This window comes from Streptomyces sp. Ag82_O1-12 (assembly GCF_900182715.1).
Taxonomy (GTDB): domain Bacteria; phylum Actinomycetota; class Actinomycetes; order Streptomycetales; family Streptomycetaceae; genus Streptomyces; species Streptomyces massasporeus.
Window position 1 is genome coordinate 5,469,931 of sequence record NZ_FXUW01000001.1, and the last position, 24,576, is coordinate 5,494,506.

22 protein-coding genes are annotated in these 24,576 nt (G+C 69.7%); 20 read left to right on the top strand and 2 right to left on the bottom strand.

Going from position 1 to position 24,576, the window contains the following annotated elements:
• The first annotated feature begins 9 nt into the window (after positions 1 to 9).
• The 11 genes from QOL88_RS25240 to QOL88_RS25290 all read left to right on the top strand — a co-directional run bounded on the left by QOL88_RS25240 (position 10) and on the right by QOL88_RS25290 (position 12,289).
• A complete protein-coding gene (locus QOL88_RS25240; RefSeq protein WP_097219838.1) occupies positions 10 to 1,347 on the top strand; it encodes a TadA family conjugal transfer-associated ATPase in 1,338 nt (445 codons plus the stop codon).
• A 9-nt stretch (positions 1,348 to 1,356) separates the two neighbouring features.
• The gene (locus QOL88_RS25245) at positions 1,357 to 2,301 is read left to right on the top strand and encodes a type II secretion system F family protein (RefSeq protein ID WP_097219841.1); all 945 of its coding nucleotides are present in this window, start codon (positions 1,357 to 1,359) and stop codon (positions 2,299 to 2,301) included.
• 16 nt (positions 2,302 to 2,317) lie between these two features.
• Positions 2,318 to 3,205 carry a DUF5936 domain-containing protein gene (locus QOL88_RS25250; RefSeq protein ID WP_097219843.1) on the top strand — a complete coding sequence of 296 codons (888 nt, stop codon included), beginning with the start codon at positions 2,318 to 2,320 and terminating at the stop codon, positions 3,203 to 3,205.
• Positions 3,206 to 3,221: 16 nt separating this feature from the next.
• Complete coding sequence (locus QOL88_RS25255) at positions 3,222 to 4,916, top strand: sensor histidine kinase (RefSeq protein WP_257027891.1); 1,695 nt, start codon at positions 3,222 to 3,224, stop codon at positions 4,914 to 4,916.
• 25 nt (positions 4,917 to 4,941) lie between these two features.
• Positions 4,942 to 5,910, top strand: coding sequence for a response regulator transcription factor (locus QOL88_RS25260; RefSeq protein WP_097219846.1), 969 nt, complete (start codon positions 4,942 to 4,944; stop codon positions 5,908 to 5,910).
• Positions 5,911 to 6,058: 148 nt separating this feature from the next.
• On the top strand, positions 6,059 to 6,292 hold the full coding sequence (locus QOL88_RS25265) for a hypothetical protein (RefSeq protein WP_097219848.1): 234 nt from the start codon (positions 6,059 to 6,061) through the stop codon (positions 6,290 to 6,292).
• On the top strand, positions 6,289 to 6,918 hold the full coding sequence (locus QOL88_RS25270; RefSeq protein WP_097219850.1) for a pilus assembly protein TadG-related protein: 630 nt from the start codon (positions 6,289 to 6,291) through the stop codon (positions 6,916 to 6,918). The genes QOL88_RS25265 and QOL88_RS25270 overlap by 4 nt, the downstream gene beginning before the upstream one ends.
• A 16-nt stretch (positions 6,919 to 6,934) precedes the next feature.
• Positions 6,935 to 7,516, top strand: coding sequence for a hypothetical protein (locus QOL88_RS25275; protein WP_097219853.1), 582 nt, complete (start codon positions 6,935 to 6,937; stop codon positions 7,514 to 7,516).
• Between the two features lie 8 nt (positions 7,517 to 7,524).
• Positions 7,525 to 8,175 (top strand): OmpA family protein, encoded by a 651-nt coding sequence (locus tag QOL88_RS25280; RefSeq protein WP_097219856.1) that lies wholly within the window; start codon positions 7,525 to 7,527, stop codon positions 8,173 to 8,175.
• A 156-nt stretch (positions 8,176 to 8,331) separates the two neighbouring features.
• A complete protein-coding gene (locus QOL88_RS25285; protein WP_143668888.1) occupies positions 8,332 to 10,923 on the top strand; it encodes a hypothetical protein in 2,592 nt (863 codons plus the stop codon).
• A gap of 46 nt (positions 10,924 to 10,969) precedes the next feature.
• Positions 10,970 to 12,289, top strand: a complete 1,320-nt coding sequence (locus tag QOL88_RS25290; protein ID WP_097219861.1) for a hypothetical protein — start codon at positions 10,970 to 10,972, stop codon at positions 12,287 to 12,289.
• A 186-nt stretch (positions 12,290 to 12,475) separates the two neighbouring features.
• On the opposite strand, the gene QOL88_RS25295 is transcribed toward QOL88_RS25290, so the two are convergent.
• The gene (locus tag QOL88_RS25295) at positions 12,476 to 12,880 is read right to left on the bottom strand and encodes a DUF192 domain-containing protein (protein ID WP_179878955.1); all 405 of its coding nucleotides are present in this window, start codon (positions 12,878 to 12,880) and stop codon (positions 12,476 to 12,478) included.
• 311 nt (positions 12,881 to 13,191) lie between these two features.
• Between QOL88_RS25295 and QOL88_RS25300 the strand changes: the two genes are divergently transcribed.
• The 5 genes from QOL88_RS25300 (at position 13,192) to QOL88_RS25320 (ending at position 17,314) form a co-directional block, all read left to right on the top strand.
• Positions 13,192 to 13,851 carry a hypothetical protein gene (locus QOL88_RS25300; protein ID WP_097219866.1) on the top strand — a complete coding sequence of 220 codons (660 nt, stop codon included), beginning with the start codon at positions 13,192 to 13,194 and terminating at the stop codon, positions 13,849 to 13,851.
• Complete coding sequence (locus QOL88_RS25305) at positions 13,839 to 14,885, top strand: hypothetical protein (RefSeq protein ID WP_179879141.1); 1,047 nt, start codon at positions 13,839 to 13,841, stop codon at positions 14,883 to 14,885. The genes QOL88_RS25300 and QOL88_RS25305 overlap by 13 nt, the downstream gene beginning before the upstream one ends.
• A 106-nt stretch (positions 14,886 to 14,991) precedes the next feature.
• Positions 14,992 to 15,870 (top strand): LLM class flavin-dependent oxidoreductase, encoded by an 879-nt coding sequence (locus QOL88_RS25310; RefSeq protein WP_097219869.1) that lies wholly within the window; start codon positions 14,992 to 14,994, stop codon positions 15,868 to 15,870.
• 35 nt (positions 15,871 to 15,905) lie between these two features.
• Positions 15,906 to 16,367, top strand: coding sequence for a GNAT family N-acetyltransferase (locus QOL88_RS25315; protein WP_179878956.1), 462 nt, complete (start codon positions 15,906 to 15,908; stop codon positions 16,365 to 16,367).
• Between the two features lie 47 nt (positions 16,368 to 16,414).
• Positions 16,415 to 17,314, top strand: a complete 900-nt coding sequence (locus tag QOL88_RS25320; protein ID WP_097219872.1) for a class I SAM-dependent methyltransferase — start codon at positions 16,415 to 16,417, stop codon at positions 17,312 to 17,314.
• 16 nt (positions 17,315 to 17,330) lie between these two features.
• Here QOL88_RS25320 and QOL88_RS25325 read toward each other — a convergent pair whose 3' ends face one another.
• Entirely contained in the window at positions 17,331 to 18,491 is a 1,161-nt protein-coding gene (locus QOL88_RS25325; RefSeq protein WP_097219874.1) for a winged helix DNA-binding domain-containing protein, read from the bottom strand.
• Positions 18,492 to 19,321: 830 nt separating this feature from the next.
• Here QOL88_RS25325 and QOL88_RS25330 point away from each other — a divergent pair.
• The 4 genes from QOL88_RS25330 (at position 19,322) to QOL88_RS25345 (ending at position 24,554) form a co-directional block, all read left to right on the top strand.
• Positions 19,322 to 20,095 (top strand): isoprenyl transferase, encoded by a 774-nt coding sequence (locus QOL88_RS25330; RefSeq protein WP_031103025.1) that lies wholly within the window; start codon positions 19,322 to 19,324, stop codon positions 20,093 to 20,095.
• Positions 20,096 to 20,671: 576 nt separating this feature from the next.
• Positions 20,672 to 21,997 (top strand): RNA 5'-3' helicase PhoH2, encoded by a 1,326-nt coding sequence (gene phoH2 / locus QOL88_RS25335; RefSeq protein ID WP_097219879.1) that lies wholly within the window; start codon positions 20,672 to 20,674, stop codon positions 21,995 to 21,997.
• A 420-nt stretch (positions 21,998 to 22,417) separates the two neighbouring features.
• Complete coding sequence (locus QOL88_RS25340) at positions 22,418 to 23,110, top strand: aggregation-promoting factor C-terminal-like domain-containing protein (protein ID WP_179878957.1); 693 nt, start codon at positions 22,418 to 22,420, stop codon at positions 23,108 to 23,110.
• A 136-nt stretch (positions 23,111 to 23,246) separates the two neighbouring features.
• On the top strand, positions 23,247 to 24,554 hold the full coding sequence (locus QOL88_RS25345) for an AI-2E family transporter (protein WP_097219882.1): 1,308 nt from the start codon (positions 23,247 to 23,249) through the stop codon (positions 24,552 to 24,554).
• Positions 24,555 to 24,576 lie beyond the last annotated feature (22 nt).

The following is a 24,576-nucleotide window of genomic DNA, read 5'->3' on the forward strand; positions in this document are numbered from 1 at the left end:
ACCGCACTCATGAGCCTGCGAGCACGGATCAACACCCCCGAGGAGAACGGCAACCGGGGCGAGGACGGCCACATGGTCGCCTCCTACCGGGCCAAGCTCCTGGAGGAGATCGACCTCGCGGAGATGAGTTCGCTGGCCGCCGCCGAGCGCCGGGCACGGCTGGAGCGGGTGCTCGGGCACATCATCAGCCGCGAAGGCCCGGTCCTGTCGACGGTGGAGCGCGCGCAGCTGATCCGCAGGGTGGTCGACGAGGCGCTGGGCCTCGGCATCCTGGAGCCGCTGCTGGAGGACGCGTCCATCACCGAGATCATGGTCAACGGCCCGGACGCGATCTTCGTGGAGCGTGGGGGACGGGTCGAGCAGCTGCCGTTGCGCTTCGCCTCCAACGACCAGCTCATGCAGACGATCGAGCGGATCGTCTCGACGGTCAACCGCCGCGTCGACGAGTCGAACCCGATGGTGGACGCCCGCCTCCCCTCCGGCGAGCGCGTCAACGTCATCATCCCGCCGCTGTCCCTGACCGGTGCCACCCTCACCATCCGCCGCTTCCCGCGCTCCTTCACGCTCCAGGAACTGATCGGACTCGGCTCGCTGGACGAGCACATGCTGTACCTGCTGGCGGGCCTGGTGCAGGCGAAGTTCAACGTCATCGTCTCGGGTGCGACGGGCACGGGAAAGACGACCCTGCTCAACGCGCTCTCCGGGCTCATCCCCGACGGCGAACGCATCATCACCATCGAGGACTCCGCCGAACTCCAGCTCCAGCAGGCCCACGTCATCCGCCTGGAGTCGCGCCCGGCGAACGTCGAGGGCAAGGGCCAGATCAGCATCCGCGACCTCGTCCGCAACTCCCTGCGCATGCGCCCCGACCGGATCGTCGTCGGTGAGGTCCGTGGCGGCGAGTCCCTCGACATGCTCCAGGCGATGTCGACGGGCCACGACGGCTCCCTCGCCACCGTCCACGCCAACAGCGCCGAGGACGCGCTGATGCGGCTGCAGACCCTGGCCTCCATGTCGGACGTGGAGATCCCCTTCGTGGCGCTGCACGACCAGATCAACAGCGCGGTCGACGTCATCGTGCAGCTGACCCGGTTCGCGGACGGCGCCCGCCGCATCACCGAGATCGCGCTGATGGACAGCCACGGCAGCGACCCGTACCGGCTGGTCACGGCCGCCCGCTTCAACGCACAGCCGATGAGCTCCGACGGCCGTATCCACGGAGCCTTCGAGTACTACCCCCTCCCACGCCGTGCCGCCGACCGCCTGTACATGGCGAACCAGCCCCTCCCGCAGGCGTTCGGCATCGCCCGGTCCGCGGACCAGCTAGCCACCCGAGAAGCCAGGTAGGACCGACCGATGGAACTGCAATCGCTCATCACGCTCACCACCGGCGTCACGCTGCTGACCTGCGTCCTGGTGGTCGTCGGCCTGCACTCCTACGCCACGGGCAAGGCACAGCGGCAGGCCCTGGTCGACCGCCTGTCCGCCACCGGCCAGGTCCCGGCGGGCGGCCGGCGCCGCAACTTCCGCGGGATCGACCGCCGTCTGCGACGCACCAGGCTCGGCAAGAAGCTGGAGCTGCGGCTCGCGGCGACCGGCCTGGACATCACCCCGGGTGAGTTCTTCGTCTACATGCTCGCCACGGTCGCGAGCCTGTGGCTGATCGGCCAGGCGGCCCTGGCCCCGTTCTTCGGCCCGCTGGCCGGCCTGCTCGGCATCGGCGTGGCGGTCCAGTTCCTCAACTGGCAACGCCAGAAACGCATCGAGAAGTTCATCAACCAGCTCCCCGAGATGGCCCGGATCCTGGCCAACGCGACCCAGGCGGGGCTCGCCCTGCGTACGGCGATCGGGATGGCGGCGGAGGAGATGGAGGCCCCGGCGGGCGAGGAGCTCGGCAAGGTCTCCGCCCAGCTGGCCGTCGGCGCCTCGATGGACGACGCGCTGGGCGAACTGGCCGACCGCCTCCCCTCCCGCGAACTGGTCGTCCTCGTCACCACCCTGGTCCTGTCGAACCGGGCCGGTGGCCAGGTCGTCAGCGCGCTGCGCAACCTGACGGAGACGCTGGAGGAACGCAAGGAGACCCGGCGCGAGGTCCGCACCCAGCTCTCCCAGGTCACCATGACGTCGTACGCCGTCCCCGTCCTGGGCGTCGGTTCCCTGTTCCTGATGAACGGGGTGAAGGACGGCGCCCTGGACCGCATGACCGGCTCTCCCTTCGGCCAGGCGGCGGTCATCATCGCCTTCGCTCTCTACGCCGTCGGTTTCGTCCTCATCCGCCGCCTGTCCCGCATCGACGTCTGAGAGCCAGGAGGCAACCATGGGACTGCTTCTCGCCCTGCTGATGGGCCTCAGCGTCTGGGGCGTCTTCGCCGGCATCCGCATGTACCGCGCGGAGGCCAAGCTGCCCGGCGACCTCGCACTGGCCCTGGAGGTCGGCTCCACGCGCACCGGCGCGGTCGACTCGCTCATCGACCGCATGGGCATGCGCTACGCGCCCGCCGTGCTGCGCCTGATGGGTCCGAAACAGGTGGCGAAGTACCGCCGCAAGATCGACCTCGCGGGCAACCCCGGCGGCCTGACGATCGACAGGTACGCCGCGCGCCGGGCGGTCTACGGCTTCCTGGGAGCCGTGGGCTTCCTGGTCTTCCTCATGCGGGGCCAGCTGCTGATCGCCCTGCTGCTGCTGGCCTTCGGCGCGTTCTGTACGGAGGTCGGCATCTGGTCGGCGATCCGCATCCGCAAGGACGTCATCGAGCGGACCCTCCCGGACTTCCTCGACGTCCTCGCAGTGGTGGTGAGCGCGGGCCTCGGTTTCCGCCAGGCGCTGGACCGGGTCTCGTCCCGTTACGAGGGCCCCTGGGCGGACGAACTGCGCATCACCCTGCGCCAGATGGACCTCGGCATGAGCCGCCGCCAGGCCTTCGCGGAACTGCGCCGCCGCAACGAATCCGAGCAGGTGGCGATGTTCGTGACGGCGCTGCAGCAGGGCGAGGAACTGGGCGCGCCGATCGTCGACACGCTGGTGTCCCTCGCGAAGGACATGCGCCGCACGGACGCGCAGAACGCCCGCCGCAAGGCGGCCCGGGCCGTCCCCAAGGCCACGATGATGATCACGACCTTCATGGTCCCGGCCACGATGCTCCTGCTCGGCGCGGGCCTGATCCTCGGCTCGGGCACGGACTTCGGCTCGGTGACGGGGAAGTAGGGGGAGGGGCGACGGTATGTCGATGACAGGAGAGCGGACGGGGCTGCTGGGACGCCGACGCCGCCGGGCCGAGCAGAACCCGGAGATCACGACGCCCCCGGCGGGGACGGTGCTGCCCCCGCACGTCCGTACGGGCGCACCGGACGTACCGGTGACGTCCGTGACGCCGGCGCTGCCGCCGGGGTGGGAGGCGGCCGGGGGGTTGGTCGGCGGGGAACCGACGCTGCGGATCAAGGGGGGAGGGCGTCGGGAAGAGGCGGTGCCCCGGGTGGCGACGGTGGATGCCCCTGGTGCCCTTGATGCCCCTGCCCAGGGGACGATGCCGACGGCACACGGTCCGCAGGCGCAGGCTCATGGTCGCTCTGTCTCCGCCGACGCCGCGCCCCCACAGGCGCCGGCCGCGCCCGAGGACCACGGCCCCACGAGAGGTCCGTTCGAAGCCCCGGTCCCCGCCGCCGCAGGCCCGGCCGGAGTCGCGAACCCCGCGATCGACATCCAGGTCAACGCCCTGCAAGCCATGGGCCGCCAGGTCTTCGGCTTCCGCCTGGCGATGATCGCCCTGGCCACCCCCACCGCCCTCGTCAACGCGAACGACGGCCTTCCCACCCGCCTGGTCGGCGCGGCCGTGGTCGTCACGTTCATGACCTCCTACGTCCTCTTCAGGGACTGGGAACGCTTCGGCCCTCTCCTCCTGCGCCACCCCTCCCTCCTCGCGGCGGACACCCTCTTCGGCGCCCTGCTCCTCATCGCCGCGGGCCCCGACAGCACCCTCGCCTACGTCAGCGTCTGCACCCCCCTCCTGGCAGGCCTGGTCTACGGCTGGCGAGGCGCGGCGGTCTTCGCCTCCCTCCAGGCCCTCCTGCTGCTCCTCGTCCACGCGGCACAGGAGAACCCCGCCCCCGGCGTCACCGAGTCCGCCCTCCTGCCCGGCCTCTGCGTCATCGCCGGAGCCGTCGGCTCCAGCCTCCGCAACCTCATGCTCCGCTTCGGCGCGGCCACCCAGGCCCTCACCACCGTCCAGGCCCGTCTCGCCGTGACGGAGGCGGTCAGTGCCGAGCGCGCCCGACTGGCCCGCGAGATGCACGACTCCGTCGCCAAGACCCTGCACGGCGTGGCCCTGGCCGCCGACGGCCTCACGACCTCGACCGACGCCGACCGCATGGACCCGGCCCTGGTGAGACAGCAGGCGGCGCTCGTCGCCCGTTCCGCCCGCCGCGCAGCCGCCGAATCCCGCGAACTCCTGGCCGACCTGCGCCGCGAATCGGACCCGGACCAGGCCACGGACGTCCTGGTCGAACTGGCCGCCCGCACCCGCGACTTCAGCACCCGCACCGGCCTCCCGGCGGTCTACCGCCCCACCGGCGCACACGCCGTGCCGCCGGTCCCCCCGGCCGTGGCCCGCCAACTCCTCACCATCGCCTCGGAAGCCATGGAGAACGCCCACCGCCACGCCCGCCCCACTCGCGTCGACGTCAGCGCGGGCGTCCACGGCGACCTGCTCCGCATCAGCGTCTACGACGACGGCCGCGGCCTCCCACCCGGCACCACCCTCGAACATCTGCGCCGCGCGGGCCACTTCGGCCTGGTCGGCATGGTCGAACGCGCCGCCTCGGTCGGCGCCCGCATCCGCATAGGCCGCGGCGGCCACCCCCAGGGCACGGAGGTCCGCCTGGAACTCCCCCTGGCCGCCCTGACCACCCCGACCGCATGACCCCACGACCGAGAGGAGGCCCCTGATGCCGGACCAGACGCCCCACTCCACCGGCGCCCCGCAGCCGCCACCGCACCACCCGTTCGCCGACCTCCCGCTCCCGCACCCGGCACCACCGGCCCGCCGCCTCCGGGTCGTGGTGGCGGACGACAACCCCGTGGTCCGCGCCGGCCTCACCGCGCTGCTCTCCGGCCGCCCGGACATCGAGGTCGTGGCGGAGGCCGCCGACGGCCGCCAGGCCTACGACGCCGCCCACCAGCACCGCCCGGACGTCGTCCTCCTCGACGTCCGCATGCCCGGCGTGGACGGCATCTCAGCCCTCCCGTACCTGGTGCGGATCGCCCCGGTGATGATGCTGACCTACAGCAGGGAGTCGGAGATCGTCCACGAGGCCCTGCGCCGGGGGGCGGGCGGCTACCTGGTCCACGGCGAGTTCACGGCGGACCAGTTGGTCGACGCCGTACGGGACATCAAGGAGGGCCGGGCCCACTTCACCCCGACAGCGGCGGGCGCCCTCCTGGCCCAACTCCGCCAGGACCGGGCCCCGGCTCCGCCCTTGCCGGAGGGCCTGGGCGAATCATCGAGTGCGACTGCATACGGAATTTCCACCTCCGCACAGCCGTATAGTCAACCTCAACAACCATCTCCACCAGCGAATTTCGACATCCCCCCGGCCTCACCCCCGGTTGCTTATCCAGAAAACCTTTCGCAGATGCAACCGCATGTGGCACAGTCGTCGTCTGAGTGGACGAGTGGCCGCCCGGCCGCTCCCGACAGGTCGCGGTTCCAACTGAGCACGAGGGAGGCGGAGATCATGGACCTCATCGCGTCCGGCATGAACAACCAGCAGATCGCCGCCACGTGCTTCATCAGCGAGAAGACCGTCAAGAACCACATCAACCGCATCTTCGCCAAGCTCCACAGCACCAGCCGCTCCGAGGCCGCCGCGAAGTGGATCGGCACGGCCCCGGACGCACACCGGGGACGGGGGTGACCTCCGGTGACGCGATGGGGGGACAACCGACGGCTGGGCCCGGCCGATTGGGCCCGGAATTGGGCCCAGGGGCCCTCTGGCGGACAGGGCGCTTCGCCGTACGTTCCTCGTGTCGAAAGCGACACAGCCGAAACCGGAGGGGAACACCATGAGCGACCTGATGCTGAAGACCGCCGTCGCGACGAAGGTCCGCGTGAACGGCTGGAAGAACACGACGGCCGAGGCGATGCGCCGCCGCGCCGGCGACAAGGGGCAGACGGCGGTCGAGTACCTGGGCATCATCGCGGTGGTGGTGGCGATCGTGTTGGCGATTACGGGTACCAGCCTCGGCCAGACGATTCTCGGAAAGATCCAGGCGCAGATCGCCAAGGTCGCTCCTTGACGCGACCTCGCCGGTACGGCGACGCAGGGCAGGCTTTCCCCATCTACATCACGGTGGTGGGGGGCCTGCTCTTTCTCGCGTTCGCGTACTTCGCGGTCGGCCAGGCAGCGGCAAATCGAAACGGCGCCCAGACGGCCGCCGACGCGGCGGCTCTCGCGGCAGCGCAGGACAGGCGGGACCAACTCGCCGGCGCGTGGGTGAAGAACGTACTCGACCCGGGCAAGTGGCAGGCGATCTTCAAGGGGAACGCAGAAGGTCTCGGTCCCTCGTGCTGGCGTGCACATCAGCTGGCCGAATGGAACGACGCGCAGGTGACCGCCGATCAAGGTTGCGTTCCGGACGGCCCTCTGAGCTTCACGGTCGAGGTGCAGACCAACAAGCCCATGGGGGACTCGGTTGTCCCGGGTGAGGCGAACCGGAAGGCGCATGCTTCCGCCACTGCCGTGATCGAACCCCGCTGCGACTTCGACCCTCTGGCACCGGACGCCGGCCCCGACGTGCTGCCGAAGCTCTTGTGCGAGGGCGAGGAGCCCTGGGAGCTGGACCCGGACGACCTCGATGTCCTGCCGGAACCCGAAGATCTCTTCGACGTCCATCTGGCCGACCCACTAGCGAACGACGAGTGATGAAGGAAGCAGAGAGATGAGCATTCGGTTCACTGCGAAGGCCCGCAGGGGAACGGTCGCGCTGACCGTTGCGGCCGGACTGGTCCTCGGCATGGCGGGCTGCGGTGGCGGCGGTGGCGACGATGACAAGCCGACCCCGTCTGCATCCGCTTCCAAGGACGGTGGATCCAAGCCGAGTGCTCAGGAGGGGCAGTCGGAGACACCTCTGGCGGAACTGAAGGGCACGGGCGGACTGCTCCTTCAGATCACGTCAGCCGCGAGGGACTCGGGCGGCTTCCTCACCGTGAACGGAGTGGTGAAGAACGACGGAGACAAGTCGGCGGTGGTCCCCCCTCAGACGAGCGGCGACGAGACGGAGGTCATCGCGCACGGGCCCTCGCTCGGTGGTGCCACCCTCGTGGATGCCAAGGGGAAGAAGCGCTACTACACGCTCCGCGACACGGAGGGGCGCCCGCTGACGACAACCGGCCTCGGCAACCTCGAGGCGGGGCAGACCCTCCCGGTCTTCATGCAGTTCCCCGCACCTCCCACAAGCACGACCGAGGTCGACTTGCAGGTCCCGACATTCTCCAGCGGCACCATCAAGATCTCCGGGTGAGGCCGGCCATGAAGACCCGCACACGCACCCGCCCGGCGACTCCACGCCTCGCCCTCGTCCTCACCGCCGCCGGCCTCATGGTCGCCACGAACATCTACGGCGCCGTATCGGCCCACGCCGACGAAACCCCCGGCGTGCCCCCCGGCAGCGAGGCCTCCGCCTCCGCTCCGGTAGAGGTCGACCCCAACGACCCCGACCTGAAGCTCCCCGAAGGCGCCACTCTCGCCGAACCCAAGGTCCTCGACATCAAACAGGTCGTCGAAGACCAGAGCGGCGACGAGCGACGCGAAGACACCAACGCCGACGTCAAGTTCGCCCTCCAGGCCGAGGTCCTCTTCGGCAAGGACAGCGCGAAACTCAGCGGCGAGGCGAAGGGCCGGATCTCCGCGATCGCCGAGGAGATCAAGACGCAGAACGCGACGAAGATCCGCGTCTTCGGCTTCACGGACAATCTCGGCTCCTCAGCCCACGGCGACGTCCTCTCCCGGAAACGAGCCGACGCCGTACAGAACGTCCTCGACCAGGAGCTGACCGACTCCAACGTCACCTACGAGGTCCGCGGCTACGGCGAGCAGTACCCCATCGCCGACAACTCCTCGGAAACCGGCCGCAAGAAGAACCGCCGGGTCGAGGTCACCTTCCCGCGCACAGAGAATTGAGCCCCCGAAAGTGGGCCCAGGGTTGGGGCCCCGGGCCCATGTGTGAGTGGTGGACGTTCCATAGCCTCGGCTCGGTCACCGTCTTGAACGGCCGTTCATCGAGCTGAGCCGAGGTCACGCATGTCCCCTGCCGGTAGCCCGATACCCCCGAGCGGGATGTGGGGTGCGCAGAACACCCCCTCCTGGGACCGGCGTTCGCCGTTGCCAAGAGAGCTGGGCTGGGCGCAGGTACTGCTGTGGGTGCAGTTCGCGCTGACGGTGCTGTACGTGGTCACCGTGCTGTCGGTGGTGACGTACCACTCCGGGGAGATCTTCGGGATCCTGGTGTACGACTCGCTGCCCAGCGTGGCCGGGGTCTACCTGGCCCGGCGCCTGTGGCGGGGCGGGGTGTGGACGAGCCGCGCACTGATCGCCGTACAGGCGTGGATCGTGTGGCTGTCGCTCGGCACGCTGTTGCACGGTGATCTGAGGGGCGTCACTCAGGCGGCGATGCCGGTGGCGGTCATCGTGCTGGTGCGCCGGGCCCGGTCGCGCGAGTGGTTCGAGAGCGCTCCCCAGGACAGGGAGGAGCGCCGGGCGTTCAGCCTGGCGAGGATGATCCGCTGGCGGCGGGACGAGGGCCAGACCGCGGTGGAGTACGCGGGGCTCATCGCGGTGGTCGCGGCGATCATCGTCGCACTGTCGGTGGGCGGCCTCGGCGGGCGCATCGCCGACGGCATCCAGGCGGCGGTCTGCTCGGTGACGGGCACGGCCTGCCCCGCTCCGCAGGGGGATGGTTCGGAGACGGGTGCGGCCGGGGACGACGACGCCGGGCAGCCGGGTGGTTCGGACGCCGGCGCCGACGGCCGCAGCGGCGCCGACCCGGATGGCGGCGCGAACGCGGACGGTGACGCGGCGGCAGACGGTGGCACTGGCGCGAACGGCGAGGCGGATGCCGAAGGCGACCCGGCCACCGACGGTGGTGCTGGTGGCCAGGAAGGCGCGGGCGCCGGCGGTGATACGGGCGGCAACAACAGCGACCGTGCCCCGACGTGGTCGACTCGGATCATCACCTATGAGGGCGCGGGGACGAACGACACGGTCCCACTCGCGCCGGGGCCGTTCGACGAGAGATCGCTCTGGGACGACGTACATGACCAGGAACGCCACGACAGGACGTTCATGGACCATGTCCGGGGCTTCTTCGTGGCCCCGACCAAGAGTTTCCTGGCCGACACCATGGACGTCGTCAGCGACCCGGTCGGCTCGGTCAAGGACACCTGGAACGGCCTGAAGGGCTACACCACGAACTGGTGGGGCGACAAGACCGACGAGCTGAGCGAGAAGTGGGACAAGGGGAACTACGTCTCCTCGGTATGGGGCTGGATCAACTCGCCCGAGGACTTCGTGTCCGACCTGGCGACCGACACGTTCGTCGACAAGGAGAACTGGGAGAAGGGCAACTACGGCGCCTCCATCGGCAACACCGTAGTGAACGTCGTCGGCATCTTCAGCCCGAAGACCATCACGAAGTTCACCAAGTTCAAGAAGCTCGCCGAGGTCGGTGAATCCCTCGACAAGGCGGCGGACGCGGCGGAGAAGGCCCGTAAGGCCGCCGAGGCGGGCGACGCCGAGGGCGCTCGGAAGGCGGCGAAGGACGCCGACGACGCGGCGGACGCGGCTGAGAAGCGGGCCCGCGAGTCGGGCTGCACCATCGCGGCGCCGGCTCGCCGGATCCCGTACGGCGGCACCCCACCCGGAACCGCCACCGGCCTCCTCACCGGCTCCTCCGGCACCGGCACCACGCTCCTCGCCGCCGGCCCCTCCGGCTCCCCGTACGTCGTCCTCGCCCAGGACGGCTGCGACGAGGAGGCCAAGGAGGGGGCCCAGGACGCTCGCAAACAGGCCGACGAGGCGGACAGGGCCGCAGACGGGGCCGAGTTGGCGGATCGCCATGAGGCCGCCACGAAGGCACTCGACGACGAGGGCGTCCAGCACGCACCGCGGAAGATCGACGAGTTCGTTCAGCGGGCAAAGGACGACCCGGACCCGGACAAGAAGGAGATCGGCAAGGAGGATGCGGCCCGAGCGCTCGACGACATCTCCAGACTGGCCAGGACGAAGAACATCTCCAAGGAGGCACGTTCGTCGCTGACCAGCAAGGTCACGAACGCCAAGAACACCGACGAACTCAGCCAGGCACGTGCTGAGCTGAACGCCGTCCAGCGGGCTGCCGACAGTGAGGCAGCGCCTGGAACGACCGTGCACACCGCTGTCGGCAAGGACTTCGGTAAGGAGAACGTCGATCTCGGCAATGGCGAAACGGTGAACATCTCCGAGATCAACGACGCCGACGTGCTCTATCGGGGCAAGGACGGCAAGGTCCACGCCGTGGAGGTCAAGAACACGGGCAATGCCACCATCAAGGCCGACTTCGAACGGCAGGTCGAGGATCTGGCCAACTGGGAGGGGAAGGGCAGCCCGGGCAGGGCGACACGAGTCGAGATCGAGACCACTGAGAAATGGACCAATATCTTCAGTGGCTACAAGAGCGGAAAGCGGGACGGTGTCAAGTACAAGCCTGAAGGGACACCGGCCGGAACAATGGCGAAAAACGGGGTGCCCGTACGGATCGCGGGTACCGACATCTCCCCGAGTCAGCTCAAGCGGATGGAGGCAGAGATCCAGGCCCGGAAGCAGGCTGGGACGATGGAATGGTCCAGGATGAAGAATCCGAAGGAAGCGATGGATTACCTGGGCGTCTCATGACGCAAGCGCCTCGGGAAGCTGACGGGGCACGGACGGAGAGCGACTTGTGGACACCTACCTGCTGCCCGCTGCGATGCGCGAGTTGCCACCGCCTTGGCACGATCTGACATACCGCAGGTCTCAGGCTCTGGAGGCACTTGCCCCCGCGGAGGAGAGCCTTGAGCAGGCTCGGCACGTGCTGCGCGTGTGCCTGCCAGACCGACGGCAGAGTGTGCACGACTGGGACGAGGAACTACGGGACTTCTACGACGACCGCGATGACCACACCTTGGACGAGGCAGACGCCTGGTTGACCCGGATCATGCCGACCACTTCCCAGGTCACTCGGGAGCGGGTGGTGCAGGTGGTCGGAGCCTGGGCTGACATGGGGATTCCCACGGTGCCTGAGAGACCGACCGAACAGTGGGTCGACAGGGTGGCGGCGGAGTGGGCCGCCTCGGTGCGGCAGGCGCTGGCGTATGACGCCTTTGTTTTCATTGAGCGCGCAACCACCGCCGGACTGCTGAACGATGGGGAGGCTGAAGACGCCGCGCTGCTCGCAGCTGCGTTCGTGCGGGTCGGCGTGGCGGTCGAGGCGGCGGTGCGTGTGCTTGTCTCGCTCGGTCGTCCACGCGGCGAACAGGCCCTGATGGAGCTCGTACGCGACGACGAGGTCCGGGACTTCCGCCCATATGTGCGTTCCCGGCTGCTCGGGCTGCGCCGTCGGGTGTACGACGTTCGGGCTCGGGAAGTCCCCCGCGACGAGGAGCCGCTGCTGCCCGATGGACTGCAGGGCCTTCCGTATTCCTGGCAGAACGACTTCGACTGGGGCGCGACCGGGCCGGATTCACACAGCCTCGCCCAGGCGCGTTCCGCACTGGAGGCGTGTCTGACTGTCGAGCGGGTGCCGGACGACGCGCAGATGTGCGGTGACGCTCCGGCGGACTGCAGTGCCATCGCTGAGGTGGTGCGCGCCCTGATGCCGTACCCACGGCTGGTCACTCGCGAGCGAATGAACGAGGTGTGGCGCGAGTGCCAGTCGCTGGGGTTCGAATTCCGAGGCATCGACACCGGAGGCTTCGCCAAGATCTGGTGCAAAAGGATCGCTGACCGGGTCACCGCAGCCGTCTTCCGCTGGCTCGCCGACCTCCCGCAAGGCGCAGGAGCGGCAGGCGACAAGGAACCGGCAGTTCTGTCGGCGACGGCCCTCTGGGCCGCGGATCTCGCCGAGCGGTGCGTCCGGTGCGGCAGTGCGGTAGACGAGGCCCTCTGGTTCCTCCATCGTACGGATGACGTGCCAGGCAGCCGGGAAGTACTGGCGCGACTGGCCTTCGACCCGAACCTGCCGGCCACGACGAGGAACGCCGCGCAGCAGTGGTCGCCATGACGCCCGCACACCCGTTGCTGACCGCAGAAGACCGCGATGGAGTGCGTCAGCACTTCGCGGCCCGACGGGAACGCCGGAAGGGCCCATCCAAGGTCCAGCGGTTGCGGCGGCGGGGGAACGAACCTCTGACAAGACCGGATCATACGAAGCCCCGCGAGGACCGTCCCCTGAGCGCCCCGCTACGCCTCACCCCGAGGCCCTGACCTCCCTCGCCCTCCCTCCCGACACGACCACCTCCACCCGAGCCCCTTCCCGCACCCCCCACCCGCCCATCGCCCCTGCCTCCGCCTCCACCACATGCCGGGCCCGCAGCCGAGGCATGCCCAGCCGCCCGGGCCGCATGGTGCGCACGGCGACGACGCGAAGGTGCCGGTCGAGATAGGCGACGTCGATCGCCATGCGCATCCGAAAGGTGTGCACGCTGTTGGCGGGGGAGAGCAGGATCGCCCCATCGAGAGAGTCCCGTCCCAAGAGCCCCCTGGTCCGGGCCCGATAGGAGGCGGCGATCTCCAACGGCACCCGGACGGACGCCTCCCCGCCACCCCCGCGCACGACCAGCTCGCCACGCCCGTCCCGCCAACGCCGCCCCATCCGGGCCCCCTCCGACCGTGCCGCATGCCAACGGCTCTCCGCCCCCGAAGGTATCCGCAGACAGCAGCACTCACATGGGCCCACGGACCCACGTCCTTTGCTGATTCCTGACTGAAACGCCGTACACGGCACCGCTGTTGGCGTTCACCAATGGCGCGTTACGCAACCGTTACGGCTTGAACCGGACGACGAAACACCGATTCCTCCCCATACACCCCGCCGGTTGACAAGCTTCACCCTGGTGCCGCCGCACCCCGCTGTATAGCTTTGGTTCGCTCAAGAGAAGCCTCGCCTCTTACCGGGAGCCGACCGTGAACCGCCGCCCCACCCTCCTCGCAGCGCTCACGCTGACCGCCGCTGCGGCCCTGACGCTGTCCGCGTGCGGGAGCGACGACAGCTCCAAGAGCAAGGACAACGACAAGATCGCGGGAGCCGATACGGGGGACAAGGCGTCCGCCTCCCCCTCGCCCAGCGCTGCGGACTCGGCGGGCCGGCCGAAGATCGAACTACCCTCGGACCTCTCCTACACCTTCGACTGGCCCAAAACCGGAGACAAGGAGAAGGACGCGATCCTGGCCGACAGCGAGCAGTCCATCAAGGCGGTGGACCTGGCGATCGTCAACCAGGACGCGCTAGACAAGCCCTACCTCTATTACTACGAGGGCGAGGCCGCGGCGGGAACACAGACGTTCATCCAGGCCTATGTCAAGGCCAAAGCGCGTGTCACGGGCGCGTACCGCTTCTACGACCCGGTCGTCAGCGTCAGGGGTAACGGCAGTGGGTCGCTGGTGTACTGCGAGGACCAGAGCAAGGCCTACGACATGTACCTGAAGACCAAGAAGGTCAACAAAACCCCGGTGACGAAGAACAGCTACGTGCTTTACAACACCCTGCTGCAGAAGAACGACAAGGGTGTGTGGGTCGTCGAGAAGATCCTTTCCCAGAGGGGGAGCGACAGGTGCCAGCCTTGAGGTCGGCTTCCCGGGCGCTGATCGTGCCGGTCGCGATCGGTTCGATGGTGCTGTGCGGAGCTCCCGCACAGGCGGACAACGTCATCGGTGGTGGGACCCAGACGCCTCCGCCGAAGAAGGATGTCCACGGCGACTCGGACGGCGGCACCCTGTCGTCCACCGCAGGAGTTGTCGTCTTCGACCGTTCCAAAAACGGCTCAGGCCAGTCGGCAGGCCCGGTGACGTCGTCGACGACCTGGACCCCGCCGGCTTGCTACTACGCTCCGAAGTACACGCCGGAGCAGCTGAAGAAGTATTTGGAGCCCACATGGGAAGCCGGCTCGACCGGCTACGAGTGGGATGCCGAGCAACGCGATCGCTACGTCAACGGTCACCCCTACAAGGACTTCAACAAGGACAAGGCCGGCAAGGGCTACTGGTGGGACTTCTACGTCACGCCGGGCCGCGAGGGGGACCCGGGGGCGCTCGACTGCGGCAAGCCCATCTTCTGGGTGGACGAGAACGACGATCCGCCGGCCGCCATCCCGCAGGCCATCACCGCCGAGGTCCTCGCGCAGCTGGCCTACGCCGAAGTACGCGTCCCCTCCACGAAGATGGATCTCGCCCCGCAGGCGAACACCAAGGTGAACCTCCCTACGTGGGCATGGCTGGATGCGGCGGAATTCAAGCCTGTGTCCGTGACGGCCTCTGTTCCACTCCTGGGCATCCAGGCGACCACCACCGCCGAACCGGTATCGGTGAAGATCGAACCGGGTACCGCAGACGCCGAGACCTACCCTGCCTCAGGCGTGTGTCAGATTCAGAACGGCCGAATCGGTGAGCCGTACGCCAAGGGAAAGACCCATGAGGCCCCGCCCTGCGGTGTGAAGTACCTACGGTCGTCGGGTGATGGCTCGTACCAGCTCAAGGCGACGGTCACCTGGAAGATCCACTGGACCGGAACAGGCGTGGCCGGTGAACAGCGCCTGCCGGACGGCTCCTTCGGCGGGGAGCAGAACGTCGTCGTCCAGGAGATCCAGGCGGTCAACCGCTGACCATCTCAGCACCCCCGCTTCCACGGGCAGGACAGTGCGCACGCCGGCTCTCCGCGGGGTCTGAAACCCCTTGTCCGTTGCTCCCCGGAACGGGTAGGAAGCCAACATGACCCCCCTAGGCGCAGTCTTCCGCCCCCAACTCGCCCCCGAGCGACTCCGATCCGTGGCCCGGCTGGCCGATGACGCCGGGCTCGATGAACTCTGGCTCTGGGAAGACTGCTTCAGAGAAGGCGGTATCTCCACCGCCGCCGCAGCCCTCGCCTGGACCGAGCGCGTGCGGGTCGGGGTCGGGCTGTTGCCCGTGCCGCTGCGGAACGTGGCCATCACCGCCATGGAGGCCGCCTCGCTGCACCGGATGTTCCCCGGGCGGGCGATCCTCGGTGTGGGGCACGGTGTGCAGGACTGGATGGGGCAGGTCGGCGCCCGCGTGGAGTCGCCCGTCACCCTGCTGCGAGAGCATCTCCTCGCGCTGCGGGCCCTGCTGGCCGGCGAGCGGGTCACGGTCGACGGGCGGTACGTCAAGCTCGACGACGTCGCTCTCGACTGGCCGCCGGACGGCCCGCCCCGCGGCGTGCTGGCCGGGGCCACCGGGCCGCGGTCGCTGCGGCTCACCGGCGAGGCCGCCGACGGCACCATCCTCACCGCCGCCACCAACGCCGAGGGCGTGCGCACGGCACGGCAGCTCGTCGAGGAGGGGCGGGCGGCGGCCGGCCGTGGGGCCGGGCACCACCCCGTCGTCGTCTACCTGCTCACCGCCACCGGGCCCGACGCCGACACCCGGTTGCGTGCGGAACTCGTAGCCGAGGGACTCGACTCCGTACCGGACCTCGGGGTCGCCGGAGACGCCGGAGCCGTCGCGAAGGCCGTCGAGCGGCTCGTCGAGGCCGGGGCCGACAGCGTCGTCCTGCAACCGACGGCGGACGAACCCGACCCGGAGGGGTTCGTGCGGTTCGCGGCGCAAGAGGTGCGTCCGCTCGTTCCCTGAGGCCCGTTGTCAGTGGTCGCTGCCACACTCCGGGCATGAGCGATGACGACGTGGACGTGCGTCTGCGAGACGTGGTGGAAGCCGACCTCGAGTTCTTCCTGGCGTACGAGCACGATCCGGAAGCCGTTCGGCGGTCGAGGTTCACCCCTCGGCCGCGCGAGGCGTTCCTGCGGCACTGGAGGACCAAGGTCCTCGGGGACGACACCGTCTTCGTGCAGGCCGTGACCGTCGACGGCGAAGTCGCCGGCAGCGTCGTCGCCTGGTGGGACGCGGACCGCCGCTTCCTCGGGTACTGGCTCGGCCGCCCGTACTGGGGCCGAGGCATCGGCAGCCGGGCCCTCGCCCTCTTCCTGGAGCGGGAGCGGAACCGGCCCCTGTACGCCGACCCCGCCTGCGACAACACCGGCTCCGTACGCCTCCTCGAGAAGCACGGCTTCCAGCGGACCGGCACCGTACGGCACGGCGACAACGAGCACGTCATGCTCGTCCTGCCGTGAGCAGAAAGCGCGTGACGTCCCCGTCTACCCCCTGCCACCATCCGTCCATGGCAGAGCACCGGAACCAGCACCCCGCCACCTTCGAAGACCTCGTCGCCGAAGGGGCCTCCGTCCCCACCGAGGGCTGGGACTTCTCCTGGTTCGAAGGGCGGGCGACAGAAGCCCGGCCCTCCTGGAGATACGCCGTGTCGATGTCCGAGCGTCTCGGCCGGGCGAGTGCGGTGCTCGACGTGCAGACCGGGGGAGGAGAGGTGCTGGACTTCGCCCTCGCCAGGGTCGCGGACAACGCCACAGGCCGAGCCGCCACGGCCCCCGCCTCCAAGCCGCCCCTCCTCACCATCGCCACCGAAGGCTGGCCCCCCAACGTCGCCAAGGCCACCGCCCTGCTCCGGCCGCGCGGCGTCGCCGTCGTCGCCGCTGCCGAGGACGACCCGCTTCCCTTCGCCGACGGTGCCTTCGACCTGGTCGTCAGCCGTCATCCGGTCCGCCCGCACTGGGACGAGATCGCCCGCGTCCTCCAGCCCGGCGGGACGTACTTCGCCCAGCACGTCGGCCCGGGCAGCGTCTTCGAACTCGTCGAGCACTTCCTCGGGCCCCAGCCGGACGGCGTGCGCGGCGCCCGTCATCCCGACCGTGAGCGTGCCGGCGCCGAGGCCGCCGGGCTCGATGTCGTCGAGCTGCGGGCGGAGCGGCTGCGCATGGAGTTCCATGACATCGGCGCGGTCGTGCACTTCCTGCGCAAGGTGGTCTGGATGGTCCCCGGCTTCACCGTCGAGGCCTACGAGCAGCGGCTGCGGGAGCTGCACGAGCGCATCCGCACCGAGGGCCCCTTCGTCGCCCACAGCACCCGCCACCTCTTCGAGGCACGCAAGCCGGACACCCGCCACCTCTTCGAGGCACGCAAGCCGGACACCCGCCACCTTTTCGAGGCACGCAAGCCGGACTGACGCCACGGCCCCGTCGTCACGCGTGCGGCCCCACCGTCACCTCGCCCACCACCAGCTCCGGCGCAGCCTCCAGCACCTCACCCACCCGCTCCACCTGCTCGCCCAGCTCCCGTTCCTGCCGTGCCGTCAGCCGGGCGAGCGGCTCGACCGTGACGGTCGTACGACGGCCCCGGCGGCGCTGGTGCCACACCCCCGCCACCACACCGTCGACGAGCAGCACCGGGTGGTTGCCCGCCTGGCCGCCCCCGAGGGCGCGCTCGTACGCCGCCCCGGGGAACAGCCGCTCCCGGGGCTGCCCGGCGATGACGTATGCGTCGAAGTAGGGGAGCAGCCGCACACCCCGGGCCGGGCCCTCCGGGAAGTCGGTGTCGCCCGCCGCCACCCACGCCGGCGTCCCTTCGAAGAGGACTTCCTCGATGCGGCCCGCCGAGGCCAGTTCGCCGAAGAGCGCCGTGGCCCAGCCGGGCGGCGCGGCCAGCCAGCGCGCGAAGTGCTGCGGCGTCGCCGGGCCGTACGCGTGCAGATAGCGGTGGACGAAGGCAGCCGGCGCGTCCCCCGGGGCCGCCTCCGGGCCCCCGGGCACCGGACGCGTGTACGTCGCCTTGCGCCCCCGGTTCGGGCCGAAGCACAGCGTGCCCGCCCAGCCGGCCCGGTGCATCACCTGGCGCCAGCGTGGCCACAGGTCCTGGAACGCGGGCATCACACGGTCGCCGGCCCAGGGGCCCGTGCGGGCGACGACCTCCTCGGACAGTTCGTCGAGGGTCAGGAATCTGCCGTCGAGCGCGTCGCCGATCGCCGCGACGACCTGGCCGGCCTGCTCCTCGGTGAGCCGTACGCCGGGCGGGAACGGACTCGGCCCCGTCGGCACCGCCGTCAAGGCCGCCGAGAAGAGGGGGAGTTCCCGGGCCGCCAGGAGATGGACGGTGCCGCGTGGGCCGTACGTCTTGATCAGGGACCGGTCGTCCCAGAGGGCGGCCCGTACGTCCGCCCGTGTCACGCCGTCCGCCCGCATCCCCACCGACACCTCGGCCGCGGAGAGCACCTGCGCGTGCGCGCCCAGCATCGCGCCGACCACCTCGGCGACCGGTGTGCCGGTCCCGGCCGGCCCGGCCAGGAACTGCCGCTCCGCCCGGCGCGCGCTCGCCGCGTCCCACGTGATCTTCACGGTCGTCGTCATGGTGCGACGCTAGACATGAAAGAGGACAGATCCCGTCCTATGGGCCGAGTTGCGCCCCGCTCGGCCCATGCCGCTCGCACGTCACTGCTTTCACTCACTGCACTTGCGCATCTCCCGACGAGGGTTTTCACATCGTTATCGCTCACAGCTCGCCTCCGCGTCGCCGCTCACGTAGGTTCGGACCAGGGTAATTCGCGTGAGCAAAGCTGCGCGGGCGGTACCGCGCAGTGGAGGGGGCTGCGCGGTGCCAGGGCCTCCCGGCCGAGTCGGTCCACGGGAATGTCGGGTCGGCAAAGGGGTGAATCGGAGCCGACTCGGGGGCGGTGAAGGCCGGGTGACGGTCAAGGGGGCACGGGCGGCCGGTTCACCCGTCGGGGGGATGTCGTGACACGTCACCCGACTGGGCCTCAAGGTGCGTCAAATCCTCCGGATTCCGCCGCGGAGCGCCCGATTCCCCAGCATTTACGCGGTGTTTCGGCCAGAAGCGAGCCCTGAACGAGGGCTTCCGTGAGCATCGCCGCGTCGCCGGATGGCTCCGGAGAGTAGTTGTGGCACGCCGATGCACGCAGCATCACTTACGAAGGGTTATGGTGGAAACCCCCCCTCGGGCCGGTCCGTCTCCCCCCACGGACCGGCCCGTTTTTTCTTGGTCCGCCGGGCGGCTCGAACCACCGGCCGGAACCGATCGTTCCGCCCCCATTGGCGGCTCAGGGCCGCGGCGGGGGTAGGCTTCGCCCCCGGGGACCGCCATACGGGCAGGGACCGCCCGCGGCCAAGACCGGGCCGCACGCCGCGGCCTGTCCGATCCGTACGGAGGGGCTGACAATCACGTGAACCTGCGCGACAAGCTGCGCGGCCTGCTGGTCAGGCTGTACGCACGCCGGGTGGAAGGTCACCTGGACCACGCTCAGGTGCCCAAGCACATCGGCGTCATCATGGACGGCAACCGGCGCTGGGCGAAGGCCGCCGGTTCCAGCACCGTCGACGGTCACCGGGCCGGGGCCGGGAAGATCGAGGAGTTCCTCGGCTGGTGCACCGAGACCGACGTCGAGGTCGTCACCCTCTGGCTGTTGTCCACGGACAACTTCGACCGGCCGCAGGAAGAGCTCGTCCCCCTGCTCGGCATCATCGAGGACGTTGTCCGCACCCTGGCCGCCGACGGCCGCTGGCGCGTGCACCACGTCGGCACGCCCGACCTGCTGCCCTCCGCGATGCAGACGGTCCTCAAGGAGGCCGAGGAGACCACGGCCCACGTCGACGGGATAGTGGTCAACGTCGCCATCGGCTACGGCGGACGGCAGGAGATCGCCGACGCCGTGCGGTCGATGCTGCTCGACGCCCAGGAGAAGGGCACCTCGATGGAGGCGCTCGCCGAGGCCGTCGACACCGACATGATCGGGCGTCACCTCTACACGAGCCACCAGCCCGACCCCGACCTGGTGATCCGCACCAGTGGTGAGCAGCGGCTGTCCGGATTCATGCTCTGGCAGACCGCGCACTCCGAGTACTACTTCTGTGACGTGTTCTGGCCGGCGTTCCGCAAGGTCGACTTCCTGCGCGCCATGCGCGACTACGCGGCCCGCCACCGGCGCTACGGCGGCTGAGAACCTCCGCAACCGGCGCCAACGGCGGCGACCCACCCGCCACCGGCGCCGATGACGGCCGACCCGCCCGGCCACCGGCGCCGATGACGCCGACCCGCCGGCCCGGCCACCTGCGCCGATGACGGCCGCCCCGCCCGGCCACCTGCGCCGATGACGGCCGACTCACCGGCCACCGGCGCTAAAGCGGCCGACCGCCCGCCACCCGGCGCCACAAGGGTGAAATCCGCCGCCACCGGACACCGCGGACACAGGACGTCCCACGTCGCAACACCTCCCGGTACCCGCTTGAAGACGGGCGTAACACGGAGTTCACCGGCTCGCCGTCATATGCCGTGGCATGGCGACGGTCGTTCGAGGGCATAACCCAGACAGGTCGACGCCCGAACCACGGGTGTCGGATCTCAGCGGACGGCACGGGGCCGTCCGCCCGGGAGGCCCTTTGCACCAGCCCGATCGTGCGGTCACAGCACGGACGAAGAGGCGGAGGGCCGGTTCTCGGCCCGCGCAGGGCGGCCGACGACCGGTCCAGCTCCATACCGTCGCTCCCCGACCTCATCCGAGGGGGTACGTCCTTCCGTGGTGACCAGCACAAAGCGCCACAAGCCCGACCGGCGCACCTATGTTCTCGACACCAGCGTCCTGCTGGCCGACCCGAACGCCCTGAACCGCTTCGACGAGCACGAGGTCGTGCTCCCCATCGTCGTGGTCACGGAACTGGAGGCCAAGAGGCACCATCCCGAACTCGGCTACTTCGCCCGGCAGGCCCTGCGCCTGCTCGACGAGTTCCGCGTCCGGCACGGTCGCCTCGACGCCCCCATCCCGATCGGGGATCTGGGCGGGACCGTCCGTGTCGAGCTCAACCACTCGGACCCCAGCGTGCTGCCCAGCGGCTACCGCCTGGGGGACAACGACTCCCGCATCCTCGCGGTCGCTCGCAATCTGCAGGCCGAGGGGTTCGACGTCACCGTCGTGTCGAAGGACCTCCCGCTCAGGATCAAGGCGTCCTCCGTCGGACTCCTCGCCGAGGAGTACCGCGCGGAACTCGCCATCACGGACTCCTCCGGCTGGACCGGAATGTCCGAACTGACCCTGCCCGGCGAGCAGGTGGACATCCTCTTCGAGGAAGGGCACGTCTACGTCCCCGAGGCCGCCGGCCTGCCGGTGCACACGGGCCTGATGATCCAGTCGGAGCGCGGCAAGGCACTCGGCCGGGTCTCCCCCGACGGCAACATCCGTGTCGTGCGCGGGGATCGCGAGGTGTTCGGCATCAAGGGCCGCAGTGCCGAGCAGCGCATCGCGCTCGACCTGCTGCTCGACCCGGACGTCGGGATCGTGTCGATGGGAGGCCGGGCCGGCACCGGCAAATCGGCGCTGGCGCTGTGCGCGGGCCTGGAGGCCGTGCTGGAGCGCCGTCAGCACCAGAAGGTGATGGTCTTCCGTCCGCTGTACGCGGTGGGCGGTCAGGAGCTGGGCTATCTGCCGGGCTCCGAGGCCGAGAAGATGAGCCCCTGGGCGCAGGCGGTGTTCGACACGCTGTCGGCGGTCACCAGCCGTGAGGTCATCGAGGAGGTCTCCGCGCGCGGGATGCTGGAGGTCCTGCCGCTCACCCACATCCGAGGCCGTTCGCTGCACGACGCGTTCGTGATCGTGGACGAGGCCCAGTCGCTGGAAAGGAACGTACTTCTCACCGTTCTGTCCCGGATCGGGGCCAATTCACGGGTGGTTCTCACTCATGACGTGGCCCAGCGGGACAACCTCAGGGTCGGCCGGTACGACGGTGTCGTCGCCGTCGTCGAGAAGCTGAAGGGGCATCCGCTCTTCGCGCACGTGACCCTGACGCGATCCGAGAGGTCCCAGATCGCCGCCCTTGTGACCGAAATGCTCGAAGACGGGCAGATCTGACCGACTGCACCAAGTCGTGGCGGTTATCCGATAGTTGGCGCCGTCCGGAAAAGGCCAAGAGCCTAGCCGGGCGGCGCCTTCGCATGTAGACGTTTCTGTGAATCTCCCGCGCCAAACGGGATGTGAGCTTTCACACGCAACTCAGAATTGCCTTGCCCCGTCCGGTTACGGCAGAGTCTCACTCCTGTCAGGCCCCGCATACGACACACCTGTACCCCCAGCGGTACGGCACCACAAAAGCATCAGCATCAACTGCATAGCGATGTCGTATGCCGCCCGTGCTACACACGGCGCTCCCTCCGGGGGAGTTGCCCACCGGGCCCGCGCCTCCCGTGACCCCGCAGTTGGGGAGGCCAGTGCCAGGGGCACGATTGCGTCCGCGAGGGTCACCGAAGCGGGCGATGCTGGAAGGAAAACCGTGTGAGCCGGATCTCGGTCCGGGGATTCGCAGTGGCTTCGGCCACGGCGGTCACCGCTGTCGGAAGCGTCGTCGGCGTTGCCTCGGGCAGCACCGCGCAGAACAACGACGCGGAAGCGACGGCAACCGGCGCCACGCTGCTCGCGGACATCCCCGCGGGCCAGCAGGCCCAGGTACAGACCGCGTCGCTGACGCAGCAGGCCGACGCACAGGCCATCCAGGCGGACGCGAGCGCGAAGAAGGACGCCGAGGAGGCCGCCCGCAAGGCCGCCGCCGAGACGGCCATCGCCAAGAAGGAAGCCGCGGAGAAGGCTGCCGAGGCAGCGGCCAAGGAGCGCGCGGAGACCAAGGCCGCCGCCAGCCGCTCCAAGGACATCTCCGACTTCCCCGTCGCGAGCTCCTACAGCATCGCCCAGATCCAGGCGATGGCACGACAGCTGGTGCCGTCTGGTCAGTTCCAGTGCTTCAGCAACATCGTGGACCACGAGTCCGACTGGAACTACAAGGCGGTCAACCCCTCCTCCGGGGCCTACGGCATGTTCCAGGCGCTGCCCGGTTCCAAGATGTCGTCCGTCGGCGCCGACTGGCAGACCAACCCGGCCACCCAGATCAAGTGGGGCCTCAACTACATGAACGACCGCTACGGCAGCCCCTGTGAGGCCTGGTCGTTCTGGCAGGCCAACAACTGGTACTGAGCCGACCGGCCCACGGCCGATCCCGCCCTTCGCACGAGCCCCGCACCGCAGTCCGGTGCGGGGCTCGCGCCATGTACGGTCGGACGGACGACTCCCCGGGGGAGTGGTGCGCCAAGACGGGGGAAGAGGACGGATCATGTCGCGAGTGCCAGGGTGGCTCGGCCGGCTCGGTGCCGGGCTGACCGAGATGAGCGAGCGGTACAACGAACGCCGCGCCGAGGCCGAACGGGAGCGGGACGACGCCGACTCCCAGACGCTCGCCGACGAACACGTGCCGCCGCCCCCGGACTACGCGCCCGCCGTCGCCGCCCGTCCCGATCCCGCGCTGGCCGTGCCGTGGGGCGTGCGGGTCGCGGCCGAGGCGGGCTGGCGGCTGCTCGTCCTCGCGGGCACCCTGTGGGTGCTCATGCGCGTCATCAGCGCCGTCCAGCTCGTGGTGCTCTCGTTCGTCATCGCGCTGCTCATCACGGCCATACTGCAGCCGACGGTGGCGCGGTTGCGGCGCCACGGCGTGCCGCGCGGACCGGCGACCGCCCTGACGGCCATCCTCGGCTTCGTCGTCATCGGCCTCATCGGCTGGTTCGTGACCTGGCAGGTCATGGAGAACATCGACGACCTCTCGAGCCAGATCCAGAACGGCATCGACGAGTTGCGGAACTGGCTGCTGAACAGCCCCTTCCACGTCACCGACAAGCAGATCAACGAGATCGCGGCCAATCTGCGTGAGGCCGTCGGAGCGAACACCGACCAGATCACCTCGGCGGGTCTGGAGGGCGTGACCGTCGTCGTCGAGGCGCTCACCGGGATCCTGCTGGCGGTCTTCTCCACCCTGTTCCTGCTCTACGACGGCAAGCGGATCTGGGAATGGACGCTGAAGCTGGTCCCGGCGGCGGCGCGGCCGGGAGTGGCCGGGGCCGGTCCGGCGGCGTGGCGGACGCTGACGGCGTACGTGCGGGGCACGGTGATCGTCGCGCTGATCGACGCGATCTTCATCGGTCTCGGCATCTACTTCCTCGATGTGCCGATGGCCGTGCCGCTGGCCGTGTTCATCTTCCTCTTCGCGTTCATCCCGCTGGTGGGCGCGGTGGTGTCCGGGGCGCTGGCGGTGGTCGTCGCGCTGGTCACCCAAGGGGTGTTCACGGCCGTCATGACGCTGGTGGTGGTGCTGGCGGTGCAGCAGATCGAGGGGCACATCCTTCAGCCGTTCATCCTGGGGCGCGCCGTCCGGGTGCACCCGCTGGCGGTGGTGCTGTCGGTCGCGGCGGGCGGGATGGTGGCCGGCATCGGGGGCGCGGTGGTCGCCGTGCCGCTGGTGGCGGTGACGAACACGGTCGCCGGGTATCTGCGGTCGTACTCGCAGAAGTCGGCACTACGGCATTCGGTGCGGCCGCGCGGGGCCACGGCGCTGAGTGCGGAGCCCGGCCCGGAGACGCCGCCCCAGTAGCCGGGCAGCCGAACGGCAGCAG

Bases quoted from the DNA above. Each gene is read 5' to 3' on its own strand.
- QOL88_RS25320 (WP_097219872.1), top strand. From the start codon at position 16,415: ATGGCAGAGCACCGGAACCAGCACCCCGCCACCTTCGAAGACCTCGTC.
- QOL88_RS25325 (WP_097219874.1), bottom strand. From the start codon at position 18,491: ATGACGACGACCGTGAAGATCACGTGGGACGCGGCGAGCGCGCGCCGG.
- QOL88_RS25250 (WP_097219843.1), top strand. From the start codon at position 2,318: ATGGGACTGCTTCTCGCCCTGCTGATGGGCCTCAGCGTCTGGGGCGTC.
- QOL88_RS25310 (WP_097219869.1), top strand. From the start codon at position 14,992: ATGACCCCCCTAGGCGCAGTCTTCCGCCCCCAACTCGCCCCCGAGCGA.
- QOL88_RS25275 (WP_097219853.1), top strand. From the start codon at position 6,935: ATGAGCATTCGGTTCACTGCGAAGGCCCGCAGGGGAACGGTCGCGCTG.
- QOL88_RS25265 (WP_097219848.1), top strand. From the start codon at position 6,059: ATGAGCGACCTGATGCTGAAGACCGCCGTCGCGACGAAGGTCCGCGTG.
- QOL88_RS25345 (WP_097219882.1), top strand. From the start codon at position 23,247: ATGTCGCGAGTGCCAGGGTGGCTCGGCCGGCTCGGTGCCGGGCTGACC.
- QOL88_RS25240 (WP_097219838.1), top strand. From the start codon at position 10: ATGAGCCTGCGAGCACGGATCAACACCCCCGAGGAGAACGGCAACCGG.
- QOL88_RS25260 (WP_097219846.1), top strand. From the start codon at position 4,942: ATGCCGGACCAGACGCCCCACTCCACCGGCGCCCCGCAGCCGCCACCG.
- QOL88_RS25315 (WP_179878956.1), top strand. From the start codon at position 15,906: ATGAGCGATGACGACGTGGACGTGCGTCTGCGAGACGTGGTGGAAGCC.
- QOL88_RS25295 (WP_179878955.1), bottom strand. From the start codon at position 12,880: ATGGGGCGGCGTTGGCGGGACGGGCGTGGCGAGCTGGTCGTGCGCGGG.
- QOL88_RS25285 (WP_143668888.1), top strand. From the start codon at position 8,332: ATGTGGGGTGCGCAGAACACCCCCTCCTGGGACCGGCGTTCGCCGTTG.
- QOL88_RS25245 (WP_097219841.1), top strand. From the start codon at position 1,357: ATGGAACTGCAATCGCTCATCACGCTCACCACCGGCGTCACGCTGCTG.
- QOL88_RS25255 (WP_257027891.1), top strand. From the start codon at position 3,222: ATGTCGATGACAGGAGAGCGGACGGGGCTGCTGGGACGCCGACGCCGC.
- QOL88_RS25280 (WP_097219856.1), top strand. From the start codon at position 7,525: ATGAAGACCCGCACACGCACCCGCCCGGCGACTCCACGCCTCGCCCTC.